The sequence below is a fragment of the Acinetobacter sp. S4400-12 genome (assembly GCF_024129495.1).
Taxonomy (GTDB): Bacteria; Pseudomonadota; Gammaproteobacteria; order Pseudomonadales; family Moraxellaceae; genus Acinetobacter; species Acinetobacter lwoffii_C.
In genome coordinates this window covers 1-17,994 of the sequence record NZ_JAMXYB010000043.1, presented here as the reverse complement: position 1 = coordinate 17,994, position 17,994 = coordinate 1, and the positions used below count along the sequence as shown (strand labels likewise).

16 protein-coding genes and 2 pseudogenes are annotated in these 17,994 nt (G+C 43.2%); 5 read left to right on the top strand and 13 right to left on the bottom strand.

Going from position 1 to position 17,994, the window contains the following annotated elements; translation table 11 throughout:
• Positions 1 to 528: 528 nt before the first annotated feature.
• A complete protein-coding gene (gene otsB / locus NI461_RS12825; RefSeq protein ID WP_253151041.1) occupies positions 529 to 1,407 on the top strand; it encodes a trehalose-phosphatase in 879 nt (292 codons plus the stop codon).
• Positions 1,364 to 2,797, top strand: coding sequence for a trehalose-6-phosphate synthase (locus NI461_RS12820; protein WP_151204441.1), 1,434 nt, complete (start codon positions 1,364 to 1,366; stop codon positions 2,795 to 2,797). Before otsB ends, NI461_RS12820 begins: the two co-directional genes overlap by 44 nt.
• Positions 2,798 to 2,824: 27 nt before the next feature.
• Here the strand turns inward: NI461_RS12820 and NI461_RS12815 are convergent, their stop codons facing one another.
• From NI461_RS12815 to katE, 6 genes are all read right to left on the bottom strand, one after another.
• Complete coding sequence (locus tag NI461_RS12815; protein ID WP_253151032.1) at positions 2,825 to 4,075, bottom strand: MFS transporter; 1,251 nt, start codon at positions 4,073 to 4,075, stop codon at positions 2,825 to 2,827.
• 205 nt (positions 4,076 to 4,280) lie between these two features.
• Positions 4,281 to 4,994, bottom strand: a complete 714-nt coding sequence (locus tag NI461_RS12810) for a glycosyltransferase (protein WP_253151022.1) — start codon at positions 4,992 to 4,994, stop codon at positions 4,281 to 4,283.
• Entirely contained in the window at positions 4,991 to 5,605 is a 615-nt protein-coding gene (locus NI461_RS12805; RefSeq protein WP_253151020.1) for a class I SAM-dependent methyltransferase, read from the bottom strand. Before NI461_RS12805 ends, NI461_RS12810 begins: the two co-directional genes overlap by 4 nt.
• On the bottom strand, positions 5,595 to 6,380 hold the full coding sequence (locus NI461_RS12800; protein ID WP_253151018.1) for a PIG-L deacetylase family protein: 786 nt from the start codon (positions 6,378 to 6,380) through the stop codon (positions 5,595 to 5,597). The genes NI461_RS12805 and NI461_RS12800 overlap by 11 nt, the downstream gene beginning before the upstream one ends.
• Complete coding sequence (locus NI461_RS12795) at positions 6,368 to 7,354, bottom strand: acyl-CoA dehydrogenase family protein (protein ID WP_253151008.1); 987 nt, start codon at positions 7,352 to 7,354, stop codon at positions 6,368 to 6,370. The genes NI461_RS12800 and NI461_RS12795 overlap by 13 nt, the downstream gene beginning before the upstream one ends.
• Before the next feature lie 198 nt (positions 7,355 to 7,552).
• A complete protein-coding gene (gene katE, locus NI461_RS12790; RefSeq protein WP_253151006.1) occupies positions 7,553 to 9,673 on the bottom strand; it encodes a catalase HPII in 2,121 nt (706 codons plus the stop codon).
• A gap of 635 nt (positions 9,674 to 10,308) precedes the next feature.
• Here katE and NI461_RS12785 point away from each other — a divergent pair.
• Positions 10,309 to 10,806, top strand: a complete 498-nt coding sequence (locus NI461_RS12785; protein WP_253151004.1) for a Dps family protein — start codon at positions 10,309 to 10,311, stop codon at positions 10,804 to 10,806.
• Between the two features lie 306 nt (positions 10,807 to 11,112).
• Here NI461_RS12785 and NI461_RS12780 read toward each other — a convergent pair whose 3' ends face one another.
• Genes NI461_RS12780 through NI461_RS12770 form a run of 3 tightly spaced genes read right to left on the bottom strand, consistent with a single transcriptional unit; the run spans position 11,113 to position 12,822 of the window.
• The gene (locus NI461_RS12780) at positions 11,113 to 11,985 is read right to left on the bottom strand and encodes an MBL fold metallo-hydrolase (RefSeq protein ID WP_253151002.1); all 873 of its coding nucleotides are present in this window, start codon (positions 11,983 to 11,985) and stop codon (positions 11,113 to 11,115) included.
• Positions 11,986 to 11,987: 2 nt separating this feature from the next.
• A complete protein-coding gene (locus NI461_RS12775; protein ID WP_151204253.1) occupies positions 11,988 to 12,404 on the bottom strand; it encodes a YeeE/YedE family protein in 417 nt (138 codons plus the stop codon).
• Position 12,405: 1 nt separating this feature from the next.
• The gene (locus NI461_RS12770; protein ID WP_174659463.1) at positions 12,406 to 12,822 is read right to left on the bottom strand and encodes a YeeE/YedE thiosulfate transporter family protein; all 417 of its coding nucleotides are present in this window, start codon (positions 12,820 to 12,822) and stop codon (positions 12,406 to 12,408) included.
• A gap of 115 nt (positions 12,823 to 12,937) precedes the next feature.
• Between NI461_RS12770 and NI461_RS12765 the strand changes: the two genes are divergently transcribed.
• Positions 12,938 to 13,246, top strand: coding sequence for a metalloregulator ArsR/SmtB family transcription factor (locus tag NI461_RS12765; RefSeq protein ID WP_151206510.1), 309 nt, complete (start codon positions 12,938 to 12,940; stop codon positions 13,244 to 13,246).
• A 24-nt stretch (positions 13,247 to 13,270) separates the two neighbouring features.
• On the opposite strand, the gene NI461_RS12760 is transcribed toward NI461_RS12765, so the two are convergent.
• The 3 genes and pseudogenes from NI461_RS12760 to NI461_RS12750 form a co-directional block, all read right to left on the bottom strand.
• The gene (locus tag NI461_RS12760; RefSeq protein ID WP_151206512.1) at positions 13,271 to 13,633 is read right to left on the bottom strand and encodes a DUF202 domain-containing protein; all 363 of its coding nucleotides are present in this window, start codon (positions 13,631 to 13,633) and stop codon (positions 13,271 to 13,273) included.
• Positions 13,634 to 13,635: 2 nt separating this feature from the next.
• Positions 13,636 to 13,911: pseudogene (locus NI461_RS12755) on the bottom strand (ABC transporter ATP-binding protein); the annotation flags it as partial.
• A gap of 199 nt (positions 13,912 to 14,110) precedes the next feature.
• Positions 14,111 to 14,973 (bottom strand): annotated as a pseudogene (locus NI461_RS12750) (IS982 family transposase).
• Between the two features lie 319 nt (positions 14,974 to 15,292).
• Here NI461_RS12750 and NI461_RS12745 point away from each other — a divergent pair.
• Complete coding sequence (locus NI461_RS12745; RefSeq protein ID WP_151204242.1) at positions 15,293 to 15,754, top strand: DIP1984 family protein; 462 nt, start codon at positions 15,293 to 15,295, stop codon at positions 15,752 to 15,754.
• Positions 15,755 to 16,095: 341 nt separating this feature from the next.
• Here NI461_RS12745 and NI461_RS12740 read toward each other — a convergent pair whose 3' ends face one another.
• The gene (locus NI461_RS12740; protein WP_151204241.1) at positions 16,096 to 17,793 is read right to left on the bottom strand and encodes an NAD-dependent malic enzyme; all 1,698 of its coding nucleotides are present in this window, start codon (positions 17,791 to 17,793) and stop codon (positions 16,096 to 16,098) included.
• Between the last annotated feature and the right edge of the window lie 201 nt (positions 17,794 to 17,994).

Below are 17,994 nucleotides of genomic sequence, written 5' to 3'. Positions count from 1 at the left end.
TGGTTGTACGATAAGTTTTAGCAGTATGTTTATTCATTTTGAAATTATAGGACTGAATAAACCTTATAGGCTAGGTTTGTGCAACAAAGCCACTCTGATTTAAAGTCAGAAAACTTTATCTGCTTGTATCAAGGTATTCTATTTTACCTCCAATAACCTTAAATAGAACTTTAAATAAAAAGTCACTTTAAATCGTTAAATTTAAAACATTTTCAAAACACAACGTGTTTTATATTCTAAAGGAAAATTTAAAGCATTTTAAAGTTTCAGTTAATTATTTACTATAATTACATAAATATACATTTTTCTAATAAAATAAATAATCATACACTCAGAAAATATAATATTTAAATCGCCTAAATATTTCGAAATTTTACAAAGTAAAGATACACACTAAAAGTGTTTGGTTTCTGCATTGAAGACCGAATCAATAAAAATAATATGTTATAAATCTAGAAGATCAAAAACCAACCAAGTCAAAATTTAATATTTATTTAACTCTATATCAATTACTTAGGTAGATTTATAATGTTCAAGCATTCAGAGCAAGTTATAGAAGATTCATCTGAAGCTTCTTTTTATATGTCGCCAAATATGATTATAAATGCTTGCCCATCAGAGATTTATTCTCAAGACTTGGTTTTATTTCTTGATATTGATGGAACAATCTCTGAGTTTAACCCTAATCCAGAAAAAAGTATTATTAGTAGTGAAATTATAGGTTTACTTAAACAATTACAAACCTACCTCACCCTTATATTAGTTACTGGCCGTTCTATTATACAGGCGCAAAATCTTATCTATCCATTTAAATGGAATATCGCAGGTTCACATGGCCTGGAATTAAGATATCAGTCTGAATTAAAAACGTTAATTCAATTAAATCCAGAACGGCTTCAACAATTAAAAGACTATATTCAAACTCATGCACGGCAGCTTGCTCAACTGAGAATTGAAGTTAAACGCTATTCCGTTGCCCTCCATTTTCGTGAACATCCGGACATGGAGCAGGCGGCACATACACTGGCTTTAAACTGCCTGTCTCAGTTTCCAGAGTTTGAGCTGAAACCTGGCAAATATGTCTTTGAACTTGTACCTCAAGGTGCGAACAAAGGCTCAGCCATTCAGCAGATCATGCAGCAATATCACTCCCCCACTGCTTATCCCATTTTTATCGGCGATGACCTGACCGACGAAGCCGGTTTTCAGGCCATTAACGCATTGAAGGGCTGTTCCATTAAAGTCGGCAGCGGAGTAACCGCGGCGCAATACAGATTAGAAAATGTGTCCCAAGTGCAAGCTTTTCTGGAAATATTTTTAACATCACTCAAAGCACAAGAACAACAATTATCGGAGAAATCACATGTCAAAACTCATCGTGTTATCAAATCGTGTGAATCTACCTAACCCAGATAACATGAAAGCTGGTGGATTGGCTGTCGCATTGCAGGATGCTTTGCAGGATATCGGCGGAATCTGGGTAGGCTGGAACGGTTCAAGAACTGAACAGGTCAAGGAGCAAAAATTTCAGATTCAGAAGTTTCAGAATGTCGAATATCATACCAGTCCATTGACTGAGTCCCAGTATCAGGGATTTTATTGTGGTTTTGCCAATAATGCCTTGTGGCCACTGATGCATGATCAGCATCAACTGGTAGATTATCAGCCTCAGGATTTCAAGATATATAAAGAGGTAAATTTACGTTTTGCCAAACACCTGAAACAGATTGCTTCGCCACATGACATCATCTGGATTCATGATTATCATTTTCTCAGTGTGGCACATTATTGTCGCAAGCTCGGCATGCGTAACCGGATTGGCTTCTTTTTGCATATTCCATTTCCGGAATTGAAACTCTGGCAGACGCTTCCTCCTCATCGGGATTTGGCCCATCATCTGGCAAATTACGACGTGCTCGGCTTTCAAACCCCGCGTGACCAGATGAACTGTATTCATTTTCTGGAACAAATGCTGCATCTTGGGCACCGCAATGATGAGATTCTAAATTATCAATCCAGACGGATTAATGTGAAATGTTATCCAATTGGCGTGCATCCGGTACAAATTCAGAAACAGGCGGCAGCCAGTCAGCAGACGGAACTTCCATTTCACTTGACTGAAACGCAACCTTATAAAACTATTATCTCAGTTGACCGAATTGACTATAGTAAAGGTTTACTGGAAAAAATTGGCGCCTTGCAAAGCTTGCTGGAAGATCAACCGGAGTTTAAAGGCCAATTCCAGCAGCTACAGATTGCCTGCCCTTGCCGGCTGGATGTAAAAACCTATCAAAACCTCTATCAACAGTTCCAGTCAGCTGTAGAGCAATTGAATCAGCAACATGGTTCAGCAGACTGGCTGCCTTTTGAGTGCAGTTTTAATACGCTCGGTCATGAAAGCCTGATGCACTTATACCGACATGCTGATATTTGCTGGGTAAACTCCATCCGTGATGGGATGAATCTGGTGGCGAAAGAATATATTGCTGCCCAGGATCCGAAAGATCCGGGCGTACTGATCCTGTCCAAATATGCGGGTGCTGCCGAGCAGATGAAAGAGGCTTTACTGGTCGATCCTTATGATCATGACAGCATGAATAAGGCATTAAAAAAAGCCTTACGGATGTCTAAATCAGAACGTATAGAGCGTTATCGTTATTTGCAGCAAGGTCTTAAAAACTTCGACATTATGCGCTGGCGTGATCAGTTCCTGACCGATCTAAAAAAAGCCCAAAGTTTGCGAATTTACCGTCCGCTGGCTGCGGGGATTTCGACCCAGTTCAGTGTACATGGCTAATCGCTGCACCGTAAAAAAACACCAGCTTTATGCTGGTGTTTCATTTTCCAGTACAGGCAGAGCTGCTTCTGGCTGTTCTACAAGTTGTTGATCCGCAGTCAGATGGTTCAGGATGACAATACTTAACAGGCCGAAGGCCACCACAGTAAAGACCACACTTAAGCCAACTATTTCACTCCCAAAACCCACCAGAGCCGGTCCAATTAATGAGCCGGTATAGGCAAAGACTGATACATAAGACAACGCCACGTGGGAGGCCAAAGTCTTTTGACGGCCTGCACGTGAAAACATCAAGGGAACGATATTGGCACTGCCCAGTCCTAACACCGCATAACCCACCAGCACTATAGGCCAGACAGGTGCAAATACCACAATGAATAAACCTGTTGCTGCCAGCAATGCACTCAACAGAATCGTAGTTTTCTCACCTAAAAACTGAATGAACAAATGTCCGCTAAAACGCCCCAGCACCATCAAGGCAGCGAAAAAGCTATAAGCCAAGCCGGTTTGTGCAGCTGGCAAGCTGAACTCGGTCGCCAAATAAATTCCGCTCCAGTCCATGGCCGCCCCTTCGGAAAGAAAAGCCACGAAACAGATCAGACCAATACCGAGAATGGCCCAGGTTGGACGTGACTTCTTAGTTACTTCATGCGCAGTTTCAGTTATATCTTCCTTGATTGCTGGTGCAGGACGACCCAAGCAAAATGGAATAGCGACCACGGTAATAAGCAGTAAAATTATACTGATAGTTACCGCACCCATTAAAGGCAGCAGGCCGAATCCCATTAAAGTCGTCATCCCCAGCACACCTGCCAGACCACCCAGACTACATACGCCATGGAAACCAGACATCAGGCTTTTACCCACGTATTTTTCAATTTGAGCAGCCTGAAGGTTGACCGTTACCCCCAGCGCACCAGCACTGGCACCAAAGAAAAATAGACTGATTGCCATAATCAGGGTGTTTGGACTGGCTGCCAAAGCCGGTAAAATAAACAGGAATACTGCAAGAATGACTGCTAAAACCGGACGGCAGCCAAATTTATTTGCCAGACGCCCCGCCAGTGGCATAGCCAGCATTGAACCAATGCCCGCGCACAGCAATAATAAGCCGAAATCTGCATGGTTCAGAAAAAGACGCTGCTGGGCATAAGGAATAAGCGGTGCCCACGCTGCCGTACTAAAACCCAGACTGAAAAAGCATAAAGCCGTTGCAATCTTTTGCCATAGATAGGGTGATGGAGACTGAAGTCGAGCACGTAAAGTTGGATTTAACATGATGTTGTTCCAAAGAAAATTCAGGCATCCATTACCGAGCATCCATAGAAAAACCCTACCTACTTATAGCTTGGAGGTATAAGTAGGTAGGGCTTAATTTGCGTGAATTATATATAAAATGAAATGAAATAAAATAGGCAAAAAACAGATTTTTTAATATTTTCTTACAAGTGTTTGATTGTATAAATTTTATAATTTTATTGTTTTATTTGTAAACAATGATCGGTTTTTCGACTGCCTCCTGAGTCTCTAGATTTTGCAAGAAACTGGCAAAGCCTTCTGTCACTTTTGAGTTCAAACGACTACTGGTCAGCACTCTTAAACGGTTAGACCAGGTGATCTGGACATTTGCCTGTTCCAGACGCCGAATGAACTCTACATCTTCATGGCAAGCCAGCTGTTCAAAGCCTTGGTTTTTTATATATATATCTGATTTAAAACATAAATTTGCACCATGAACATGGTGATGATTCATTCTATCCTGATAATGGCTCAAGTACTTAACACGGGTTCCTGGGCTCAAATGATCCCACTCATCCAGCTCGACTACTCCGCAAATCACCTCGGTGGGTTGATGCTCTAACATGACTTTAAACCAGTCCGGCTGCACTCGAGAGTCTGCATCAGTGCAGCAGATCCAATCACAGCCTTGAGCAATGAGTTGCTGGATGCCTAAATGACGGGTTTTGCCTACACACTGAAAGTCACACTGGATGCTTTCAACCGCCATTTTCTGGACTTTCTGCGCAGTCTGATCGGTACAAGTGTCTAAGACGACTAAAATCTTAATCTCAAATAGACTTTCCACTGATTCAAGCGATTGAAAAAATTCAAGTTGGGCTGTTTTTAAGGCCAATAAACAGTGTTCAATATAAGCTTCTTCATTGCAAGCAGGAATGACCACACCGATCTTTTTCATTTCAAGCCCTCTTGCTCTGCCACGGATTGAGCGGCATTTACCCACAGATCGACCAGAAAATCAGCTTCTTCCAGATGTAATACCTGACGATATTGCAAGTTTTCTTTTAAATACGCATGGATGACATCGCCATTAAAATGAAAGTCGACAATCGGGGCGCGCCAATGACAGGCCAAAAGACAGCCCCCAGCATCGAGCGCCTCATGTAACCATCGGAGTACCTGTTCCAGACTATGCGGGTCCAGATAATATAGAATCTCACTCACCACAATGAGCTGGAACTTCCGCTTTGGCAAGTCCAACGGGATGATGCCTTGCTGTACATTAACATGTTCATAAGACCGCAACCGTTGCCGAGCCATCTCAACCGCCGTGGCATGCGCATCCAGACAGACCAGCTCCTTACTGCGCTGCGCCAGCTCCTGTGCAAATACACCGTTGCTACAACCAATTTCAATCGCCGAATCAAAAGATGGCTGGGGTAAAATGGCCAGACAAATCTGGCGTTTGCGCTGTTCATACCAACGCTGTTCATAGTGCCAGGGATCACCCTGATTAATACGATAGAGACGATCGAAATATTCCTGCTGATAGGTCAATTTACTGTTCATACAGATAGACCTCCCATGGTTGTAAAAGACGTTGCAGCGCATAACCGGATAGGATTGGCGGCTGTCCGGTCGTCGGGTCCATTTCCAGCTGACTCTTAAAACACTGCGCGGCTCGTCGCTTATGACTTAATTCGGTAGTACTAAGCTGAAGTTTATGGGCAATGTTCCAGTTTATCCGTGCATCACCCGGCTGGGCCCAGTGCCATGCCCAGATCAGCACCTGTATACAAGGCCGCTGCAATTCTGTCGCCAAATCCTGTATTACCTGTGCAGTCCCTTCATGATCAGGATGTCCGTCATGAATAAAGGTCGTCACCAGTACATCATGGGGCTGTAGTTGTGCTTTTAGACGCTGCTTGAGCAGTTCACGCTGTTCAATTACTTCCCCATCCTGAATTTGTAGTGCAATTCGTTCTACGCTCTGCTGCAACTTTAGTGCTGTTAAGGCTTGTCGTGTTTCATGTGGCCGAATCTGATCGAGTTGCGCCGGGCTATAAAGACTGGAATCAGGATGACTGGCAGTGCCATTGGTCACTGCAAAAATCGTAACCGGATACCCGGCCTGATCCAGGCGCTGGATCAGACCGCCACACCCCAGAATTTCATCATCCGGATGTGGTGCAATAATACAGACCCGCGCCCCCATAGGAACTATGGCCTGAATATCGAATGCAGGAAGCTGCTGCAAGATCGGGCAGGACAGCCATTCTTCTTTAGGCGTCCCCTCTCCGTGAATTACCCGGTCTCCTACGATCTCATGAACTAGAGTTGCCATAAGGTCTGCTCCTCCTGTGCACTCAGTTCACCGATACGCTCCAGATCAAACGCCGCATGACTTTGCCTGATAAACACCGGAAGATCCGCAACCAGACGGGCGAAATGAGCATTTTCACAAAACGGCGTCGCACCTAGCGCTTTGCCTACCGTGTTCAGCACATGAAGTGCACTTGCCTCGACTTGAGCGCGCAGGCTGCGAATCTTCAGTTCATGAGACTGTTCAGGATACTGGTCAATCTGCTGTGCCACTTGATGGAACATGGCACGCGTTGCCAAGAGTTCACGACTGACCTCGCCCAAATACATGGCTGTATAAGGATGGGGCCGGTTTAATACGCCCTGTTTTAAATACTGAGCCACAGCGACGGTGGCCCCATACCAGCATGCTGCCACCCCTGCTGCACCATGCCAGAATCCGGCGCGCTCCAGATAAGCATGCGGTGCTGCGACTGCTTGTACCGCAACCTGATCCAATTCAAGACGGCTGGTGCCGGTATGCTGCATTCCGACTGCATGCCAATGCTGCTGATGATAATGAATACCGGGTTGCAACATATCCAGAATCAGGAGCTGCGACTGATGATGTTCATTTCGACAAGTGACCAAGGCGGAATCTACCCAGGCTGCGGCTGAGCACCAAGGCTTGCTTCCACTTAATTTGCCCTGTTCCAGTTGCAGCGGTTGAGGTCCGCCTTCTGCAGCCCAGATTGCCCAGAGCCGTCCGGAATCTGCCGGAATATGAAGTTCATGTAAAATAGCCAGCGCATCCAGATGAGACTCAAACAGTTTGCCCAGGCTTAAGTTGGTCGCAGAAACTTCAGCCAGAATTTGCCAGCGTTTTAAGGTATCGCCCGAGGCAGGTAAAGGAATCTGTTCAGAAAACTGTACCAATTCCTTTAAGGTATGGTGAATACTTTCTTCGAGTTCTAAAGATGAATGTTTAAATTTTTCTAATATTGAACCGAGGTTCATGTGGATTCTTCCTCAAAATGGAAATCGGGTCAGCATCTTCTCCAACAAGCAAAGGGCTGCACTGTCGCTGGGTTTTACACAGGCATCACCTCAATCATTGTTCAATGATTCTGTTTAACCCTATAAATCCTGCTCTACCCCCTCACTCAGCCCTTGCGAAACAAGGAATAGAAGCCGGGGCTTCTATTCCTTTTAAAGTTATGCAGGAATAGTTTCTGCAATCGCTTCACGCATCCACACACGATGGTTCATGATTAAGGTTTTAAATTGATCTTGTACCTTTTCAAACTGTGCACCTACCAAAGTGCCTTCATCACGGCTCAACCGCAGCTCTTCGATCAGCTGGTCTTTATCACCCAGGAAAACCACAGGCTTAAGATGCTTATATGCCTCAAGCAGATAGTGTGTGGCGACCCCATCTTTTAACACCATGTCATGATTATCGCCATCGACAATCACCACAGCATCGTAGGCAATCGAAGGTTCTGCTTTTTGCATGCCATCTGAAGGAATGACTGCACCCTGCTGGCTAAGTACCGGGCCTGAGCGTGGAGTAAGGACATCAGCCACCGCACTTTCTGATTCTGCCCAGGCTTGAACTGCCTTAATACTGGCTTCATTGGCCTGATCATGAGCCAGAATGGCAATTTTTCGCCCCTTGATGTCTTGTGGTTTAAAAGCCTCAAAAGACAGGCGCTTGGAAACCACCACCTCTGGCAGTTTGGCCGCCTTTTTCTCGGCCGGAATCTCGATACCTAGCTGGTCTGCGACCTGCTGGGCCAGAGACAAGTCAATATTGCACAGCACATCCAGTACTTCACGTTCCTGAATATGCTTACGCTGGACTTTACTCAGCTCAAACACATAGGCATCTACAATATGCTTCTGTTCATGCGGCTGCTGGCTTTGGTAGAAAATACGCGCATGACTAAAGTGGTCATTAAAAGATGGGCTGCGCTGACGGATTTTATGACCGTCAATACGCTCCTGATAGCTTTCAAAGCCACCAGCCTGCGCGCCCGCTGCTTCGGCTGGCCAGTTGTTATCAATTGAGTTTGGCTCATAATTGGCCTGGCCACTATAGACAATACGCTGATGCAAGCCATCTCGCTGGTTATTATGAAATGGGCAGACTGGCTTGTTGATTGGAATCTGGTGGAAATTCGGACCACCCAGACGACTTAACTGGGTATCGGTATAAGAAAATAGACGCGCTTGCAGCAGTGGGTCGTTGGTAAAATCAATTCCTGGTACCACATGTCCGGGACAGAAGGCCACCTGTTCAGTCTCGCCGAAGAAATAATCTACATTACGGTTGAGTACCATACGGCCAAGTGGAGTTACTGGCACTAACTCTTCCGGGATGATTTTGGTCGGGTCCAGCAGGTCAAAATCAAACTTCATTTCATCTTCTTCAGCTACGATTTGCACCCCAAGCTCCCACTCAGGATAGTTTCCTGAAGCAATGGCTTCATACAAGTCACGACGATGAAAGTCCGGGTCTTTTCCTGCCAGCTTTTGTGCTTCATCCCAGACCAGCTGTGTCATGCCCTGCTTCGGTGTCCAGTGGAATTTGACAAAGACAGCTTTATTTTCAGCATTAATCAGCCGGAAAGTATGCACGCCAAAACCCTGCATGGAACGCAAGCTGCGTGGAATTGCCCGGTCGGACATGGCCCACATCACCGCATGGGCCGTTTCAGGAACCAGAGACACGAAGTCCCAGAAGGTATCGTGGGCCGTAGCACCGGTTGGTATTTCAGTTTGCTGTTCCGGCTTCATGGCATGTACAAAGTCTGGAAACTTGATACCGTCCTGAATAAAAAATACCGGAGCATTATTTGCCACCAGATCATAATTGCCTTCATCAGTATAAAACTTGGTAGCAAAACCACGAATATCACGTACTGTATCCGCGGAACCACGTGGCCCCTGTACCGTAGAAAAACGTACAAAAACTGGTGTCTGTACGTCAGTACGGGTCAAAAATCCGGCCTTAGTCCATTTGTCATTGCCGGGATAAGCTTCGAAAAAACCGTGCGCTCCAACACCACGTGCATGCACAATCCGCTCCGGGATACGCTCATGATCGAAATGGGTAATTTTCTCACGTAGAATAAAATCTTCCATGAGCGTTGCGCCGCGAACACCGGCTTTCAGACTGTTCTGATTGTCAGAGATTTTCACCCCCTGATTGGTCGTGAGTGTCTGTTCTGTCGCATCACTACGATATACATCCAGTTGCTCACTTTTCTTATTGGTATTTTGCTTATCTAAACTGCCTGTCGCTGCTATTGGGCTGTTCGCCTTGATTTTCATGATTTTTTCCTTGCCGAGATCGAGTTTAATGAAAGTATTCTTGGTTCTATCTCAAATTTGCTTGAGTCTGGTTGAATAGACGGCGGGTTCAATAAAAAATTCTGGAGGTCTGCTATCGCTGCTGGGCCGAATCAATTGTGCTAAGCCTCAGTTTTTTTTGATAGTATCCTTAAACTTTAGATCGTTTTCTTATCGACTTCGCCTTTGCTCCCTACCTTAACGGTATTTATAAAATCAGAGTGATGACTCTTTGTAGTGCATTGTTTAATAAAGGCGTTGTTGTGTTATTTTTTTAATACACCCCAAGATCAAGCAAGAAAATCGACTTAAACTGCAAGTTTGGAGTTATTCACATAGAGATTAAGTCTTTGTTTTAGTTAAATTTAAAATATTAAAATAACTTCGGTTACAATCTTACTCTTAGGCTATACACAAGACCTAAACTTTAAGTTCTTCATTCCTATAAAATTTATGGGATGGCGTAACTTAAGTTATACAGCCCGTGCTAATCCTGTGGTGATAAGCGGTTTCAGACGCTTTTGATCAAGCAAACTCAGTCCATTGAGGGCTTAAATCAGTAAGAAAGTGAACAGTTGATAAAAATAGATATTTAGATTTTTTTAAGGAGTCACATTATGGGTTCTTCAAACACAGATGCACAGATCATGAAGATTGATATTGGTATCTCCGAAGCTGACCGTGCCAAAATTGTAGAAGGCTTATCCAAACTGCTGGCGGATAGCTACACATTATATTTGATGACACACAATTTTCACTGGAATGTGACCGGTCCGCAATTTAACAGCCTGCATACTATGTTTATGACGCAATATACCGAGCAGTGGAATGCGCTAGACCAGATTGCAGAAAGGATTCGTGCGCTGGGTTTTGCGGCACCGGGAACATATAAAGAATTTGTCAAACTGACTTCGATCCAGGAAATTGAGGGCGTGCCTAACGCAGAGCAGATGCTCAAGTATCTGATGACAGCGCATGAAACCACTGCACGTACCGCCAGAGAGCTATTTTCAGTGGTAGATGAAGTCAATGACCAGCCAACTGCTGATTTACTGACTCAACGTCTGGATGTGCACGAAAAAACGGCATGGATGCTCAGAAGTACTTTAGGCTAAGCACAGCCCCTATTTATAAATAATTTAAAAACTATAAATCCTAAGAATTATCCATTTTCCAAACACCCGAATGTCATCATTCGGGTTTTTTTTAGTCTTGTTGACTGGGCAGATCAAAGCAGGACAATAAAAATCTCTATCTGTTGAGTACGCTGCAAAAGCTTCTTATCGAAAAATCTGCAATAAAATAGTCTGGCCCAACCATAACAAAAATAAAAAAATGCCTTATGCAGGGATAAGGCAATCTTCAGTCAGGCACTTAGCCGTGCGAGCATCAGTGCAGATAATCGTCCAGCTCTACCCGCTTTATTTAAAATAGTTCAGGGGCAATTTTAAGTAAGACACGCCATTGGCTTCTACCTCAGGAAACTGCCCGGCTTTCATATTGATCTGGATCGCTGGCAGAATCAGCTTGGGCATACTCAACCCGGCATCCCGCTGATTACGCATCTGTACGAATTCAGCCTTAGGCGTGCCCTCATGAATATGGATATTCTGGGTTTTCTGGGTCCGAATATCGGTTTCACAGTGATAGGACTGGCGTGTTTCAGGCAAATAATCATGGCACAGAAACATTCGGGTATTTTCTGGAAGCTGATACAGCCTTTGCACCGAATCAAACAGTATTTCTGCACTGCCACGCGGAAAATCACAACGTGCGGTTCCATAATCCGGCATAAACAGCGTGTCCCCCACAAAGACTGCATCCCCAATTACATAGCTCAGACAGGCCGGTGTATGTCCCGGTGTCGGAATATTGTAGGCTTGCAGTGTTCCGATCTGGAACGACTCATGATCTTTAAATAAGTAATCAAAGAGCTGCTGGGCATTGAACTGTTTAATATCCAGATGATAGATGGCCCCAAAGGTGTCCTGCACAATGCCAATTTTTTGGCTCATGGCAATCTTGCCGCCCAACTCTGCTTTCAGATACTGCGCAGCAGTCAGATGATCGGCATGCACATGGGTTTCCAGAATCCACTCGACGCTTAATCCATGCGCCCTGACATAGGCAATAATCTGATCGGCATGCGTAGTTGCGGTACTGGCCGAAGCGGCATCATAATCCAGCACGCTATCAATAATGGCGCAGCTTTGCGTTGCAGGATCACTCACCACATAACTGAAGGTATTGGTATCTTCATGAAAAAAATCCTGGACGACGGGTCTGTTAGACATATTTAAGCTCCTGCCCATTTACGATGAATCCATACACCCAGCATCATCGCAACAATAAAATAAAGTATCTGATAATGTCCCAGACCAATCAGGGTAAAACTGGGTGCCGGACATACGCCTGCAATGCCCCAGCCTATACCGAAGAGTAAACTGCCAGAGATTAGTTTAGGATCAATCTGCTGATTTTTCGGTAAATCAATCGGTTCATTAAAAATAGTTTTTGGAGCCTGGCTTCTAACTGCTTTCTGAAAAGGAATAAAAGCGACTGCAATTGCACCCATCATAACAAAAGCCAGACTAGCATCCCAGTCACCAAATACGTCCAGAAAATCGAGTACTTTTTCCGGATTGGACATGCCAGACAGCATCAATCCAACAGAGAACAGGGCACCAAAAACAAAGGCCAAGATATTTTTCATTTTAAAATGCTCCTGTAACATGGCGAATGATATAAACGATCACAAAACCAGCAAACATAAAAGTCAGTGTGGCAATGATAGAACGTCTGGACAGACGGCTGATTCCACAGATCCCATGCCCACTGGTACAGCCTGAACCCAATCGCGTTCCAAAACCAACCAGCAAACCCGCAATGATCATCATCAGTGGGCTGGCATTCAGTTCAATATCAGGCTGGACAAATAATCCGTACAGGAATGGAGTAAGCACCAAGCCCGACATAAACCAGAGGGCCGGTGTTTTAAACAGGGTTTGAGGATTTAATACCTGGCTAATCAGGCCACTAATGCCGGCAATACGGCCATTCACATATAAATAGCCCACCACCGAAACTCCGAGCATCAAGCCGCCGAGAAACGCGATCAGAAAATCATGCATAACACGCCTACCAATTCAATATATATTTTTATATTATATAAAATTAGATATTAATCAAGCTTTCTATGCTATTATTCTGTAAATACGCTGCTGTAGAGGAGCACAAGCTATTTCCATGAATATCGCACAAAATGCCAAAATTGATTTTTCTCAGGTAGATACAGTGACCAACTGCTTAAAAGTCCTGTCCAATCCTGACCGGTTGAGAATTTTATGTGTGCTGGTCGATGGCGAGCTGAATGTACAGCAAATCGAGGAATCTACCGATATTCATCAGCCGACCCTGTCACAGCAGCTCACGGTCTTGCGCAAAAATAACATCGTGAATACCCGTCGTGAAGGTAAACAGATTTTTTATCAGGTCTCCGACCCTAACGTGCTGGTGATTATGCAGACGCTCTATCAGTTGTATTGCGCCGTTTAATGCCCGCATCCGGTGAAGACATTTTTAATGAATCCAGAAGGAAATAATCAGTAAGATACCGGTAAAGATGGTAAATAAATTCAACCAGACCGGCTGCCGGGTTTGATAGCCTTCAATAAATTCAGCAGGATTAAGCGATTTGAGACCTGTGCGATATTGTAAAATCGAGCCGATATTGACCAGCAGGCCAAAGACAATCACAGCAATCCCTAGCCATTCTGTATAAACAATTTTATGCTGATAGTGAACTGGATCAATCAACTGAACCAAGAGATTAGATTTTTCAATCACGAAACCAAAAGCAATTAAGGCCAGACCACTACGGTTCCAAGCCAGAGCGGTGCGTTCTAAAGCAAATAAAACCCGCGGATCCTGTAGGTTTGACATATTTATTCCTCCTCTATTTTCTGAACTGGCTCAGCTCGGGTATCGCTTTCCATCCGTCCATCGACCAGCCGGATGGTGCGCTCACAAGGGGACAGACAGCCATGGATCATGTGTTACCCATAGTACCGCATAGTCTCGCTTGCGATGTACTTGCAAAACAGCTCGAATATGTCTGCTGCGGTTTGCGCAGATTTTTGGGCTGGCTCATCTGCCAGTAACGAGGCAGGATGAACCCTTAAGTAAGGCCCGGAAAAAGCGACACCTTGCTGCTGTCCGCCACCAGCAGCAGTACAGGAATCATCAAAAGCTTATAGGGGCTGGTTCGCGATGGCATCTCCGGTTAATTGTTAATGGTATATTTTGATTTAAAAGACCGATAATCTTTTTGTATGTTTTAATTCATACCCAGTTTTGCTCAGATTTAGATGCATTTTCTGGGTATCTGTTCTTAATTAACCTGAGTTCGATGAAATCCACTTAGCTTTTTAACATATTTTGGAAAGTTGGCTTATTGGGGTTCAAACAATAAGCCACTACAGCAGCCATGATATTCACCATGAAGTTATTTGCCGAACGATGACGTGAATGTTCAATTTGATGTAAATTTTTTAATTGATCATTCACTGTTTCAATCAATCCTCTTCTGCAAAGCAATTGTTTTTCTTCTTCTGTTCGGATAGGTTTGTTTTTCATATTCCGACGTGATGGGGTCAATATTTTCAGTACTCTTGCTGCTAAAGCTTCGGCTTTTGCTTTGCTCAAATAGCCTTTGTCTCCGAGTAGGACCCCTTTTGATTCTTGAGTTAAAGAATCTAATATAGCAACATCTTGAACATTTCCCGATGTCAGTTTGAGGTTGATAATTTCACCTAAATTATTGATGACCAAGTGTAATTTAAAACCATAAAACCAACCCGTACTACTTTTTCCACGACCGGCCAAACCTTTAAATACACGATGCCTTTTAATCCGAAGATTATGGCAAACTACCAATTTAGTGGAGTCAATGATACTGATTCCCGTATCTTTTCCTTTTACTTGATGGAAGAAACTACTCAGAGCCTGCAAACAATGGGGCATGATTTCAATAAATCGGTTGTAGCTAAGCAGTTTAGGAAAAGCAGATTTCCAGAACGGAACGATCATTTGGCAATAAAATATTTGAAGAATCTAAACCCGGATTGATAAAATAAAATGACAATAGTCATTGCTTCAGACAAGCTTAAAGCTGACTTTTTCAGCCTGGATTTTTGATCAGAAATTAAAGCTTTTTCTAAAGATTCATTAATTTTTTTGCAGAAATCATCCAAAATACAAAATAATTCGGTAATATGATCCATTGAAAAGCCTTGTTTTATAACATTTTGTCTTGAGAACCAATATGTTACAAATATAGGGCTTTTTTATACTCTTTTTTTATATCGAACTCAGGTTATTATAATCACATAGTGGTGCACTTCACATGCTGATCTAAGTGATATAATGCTGACGATATAAACTTCAGAATCTCACGCCAGATTTTTTCTTTTGAATAGAAGCGCCCATCGGTCTATTCGTGTTTTGATTTACAGTTTTTGCTTTGTCTCATCCATCCTTGGCGCTAAAGTAAAAACCATGCCACTCAGTAATGAAATCAAGAAAACCATTCACAGGTGAAAAATGAAATTAGCAGAAGCCCTTTTGCTTAGAAGTGATCAACAAAAAAAACTTGCGTCACTCAAGCAACGTATCAATGCAAATGTACTGGTACAGGATGGGGATGAACCCTCGGAAGATCCCAATGAGTTGTTAAAACAGGTATTTGCCCTTACTCAAGAATCCCAGAAACTGGTGTATGCCATTCATCAAACCAATGCCCTAACAAAGTTAAGTGATGGTCGTTCTTTGCTGGCCTTACTTACTTTGCGTGATGAGCTGGTAGAGTGTCATAAAGTCTTAACGGCCGCCATCAGTAGTAGTTCTCGTGAACCCGATCGTTACAGTACACGTGAGATCAAATGGCATAAAGTCATTCCTGTTTCTTCCTTACAGAAACAGGCCGATGATATTAGTGTAAAACTACGTGATTTAAACGTCTTAATTCAAGCCAGCAACTGGAAAATTGACTTGCTCGAAACCTGAAATCTCTCTGATTTCAGGTTATAATTCAACGCGAACATACTGGGCGAGTACAAGATCCCCTACTTCCACAACACAGGATTGCAAATAAAGTGTAGTGGCCTGCAAAGCGAGTGGATCAGCTTAAAACCTTAAGCACTCCTCAATCCATCACTTGGCATTCTTCAAGTCTTTGCGAAAGCAAAGTCACCCTTGACCAGGCACTACCATGTACTGACAGTATGTTCACCTTCTTTAATTAAAATAAGATTTTCCGGAACGCTGGCATCTTACTTGCTCTTAATAGCCCACACTCCTCAAGCTTTAGCTTCTAAAAGCTTGTTGTTAATACAACCTACTCATCCTTAAAATGTAATACGATGATATTTACGATATTGAGGACGCCAGAAATTACTGTTAATTTTTTCCTCCAACTCTTCCAAAGTCAGCTTTGGAGCAACCCCTTCTTCCATGGCAGCCTGAGCGACTTTTAAAGCAATCACTTTCGAAATATGCTGAATCTGATCCAATTCCGGAAGTAAATTTGCTTTTGGATCTGTTAATTTTGGCGAGCATTCTGCCAGAGCATTACTTGATGCCATCAGCATTTTATTGGTCACGCGTGTAGCCCCTGAAGCAATAACCCCCATCCCTATACCTGGAAAGATATAAGAATTATTGCATTGAGAGATATGATAAATCTCTTCGTGATAATTGACGGGTGCAAATGGACTACCGGTAGCAATCAGTGCCTTGCCCTGTGTCCACTGGATAATATCAGCAGGCACAGCTTCCACTTGAGAGGTTGGATTCGATAAAGGAAAAATAATTGGAGATTCGCAGTTCTGCGCCATGGCAGTGATAATATCTTTACTAAATAAGCCGGGCTGCCCAGAAACCCCGATTAACACCGTGGGTTTGGCAAATTTAACCACATCCAGCAAGGATATGGTCTGTTCAGCCTCCGCCCATCCAGCAATATTTTTCAGATCTTGAGCTAATTTTCTTTGGAAATTCAGTAAATTTGGCTGATTTTCTGTGATCAGGCCAAAGCGGTCAACCATAAATACCCGTTTTCTTGCCTCGGCATCGGTTAGACCTTCTGCTACCATCTGGGCAATAATCTGCTCTGCAATACCACAACCGGCCGATCCAGCGCCTAAAAAGGCAACCGTTTGATCTTTTAACTGTTTATTGGATGCATGTGAAGCTGCTATCAGGCTTCCAACTGCTACAGCAGCCGTTCCCTGAATATCATCATTAAAACAGCATACCTGATCCCGGTATTTTTCTAACAAAGGCATCGCATTATGCTGGGCAAAATCTTCAAACTGAATCAGTGCTTGCGGCCATCTTCTCTGGATCGCCTGGATCACTTTATCTACAAACTCAAAATACTCATCCCCGGTGATACGCGGTTGAGACCAGCCCATATAAATCGGATCATTCAATAATTGCTGGTTATTGGTTCCCACATCTAAAGTAATGGGCAGTGTGTAGGCAGGACTAATACCGCCACAGGCAGTATATAAGGATAATTTTCCAATCGGGATTCCCATTCCACCAATTCCCTGATCACCTAATCCCAAAATGCGCTCACCGTCTGTAAGCACGATTACTTTGACATTTCTCCGGTTTACATTATGTAAAATGTCATCAATATGATGGCGATCCGGGTATGAAATAAAAATACCGCGATGGCGACGATAAATATCTGAAAAGCGCTGACATGCCTCCCCCACAGTCGGGGTATAAATAATTGGCATCATTTCACTTAAATGATTTTCAATTAAATGATAGAACAGGGTTTCATTGGTATCTTGAATATTTCTTAGATAAATATGCTTATTAATATCTTCATTGAAGGTACGATACTGCTGATATGAGCGATGACTTTGTTCTTCAATACTCTCAATAACTTGAGGGATAAGCCCCTTCAAGTTAAAGTTTATACGCTCTTCTTCTGAAAAAGCTGACCCTTTATTCAGTAGAGGCAACTCAAGTAAAGTATTGCCTGCATATGGAATATAAAGTGGACGATCAGGATTTTGATTAGTATTCACTTTTGACTCACATAAAATTAAAAATAATAAACTTTCTCATCTTAACCCCTTTAGTGCTGATCTATGTATTTAATAACTTGATTATTAAAAACAGGCCATTTATAAATTTAACTTGGATTCTCAAATGAAGTGCAACAGAGATTAAATTATTGGAAGGAAGCAAGATGAGCTAGCATTTTGCTTCCGACCGACCAAAGTCAA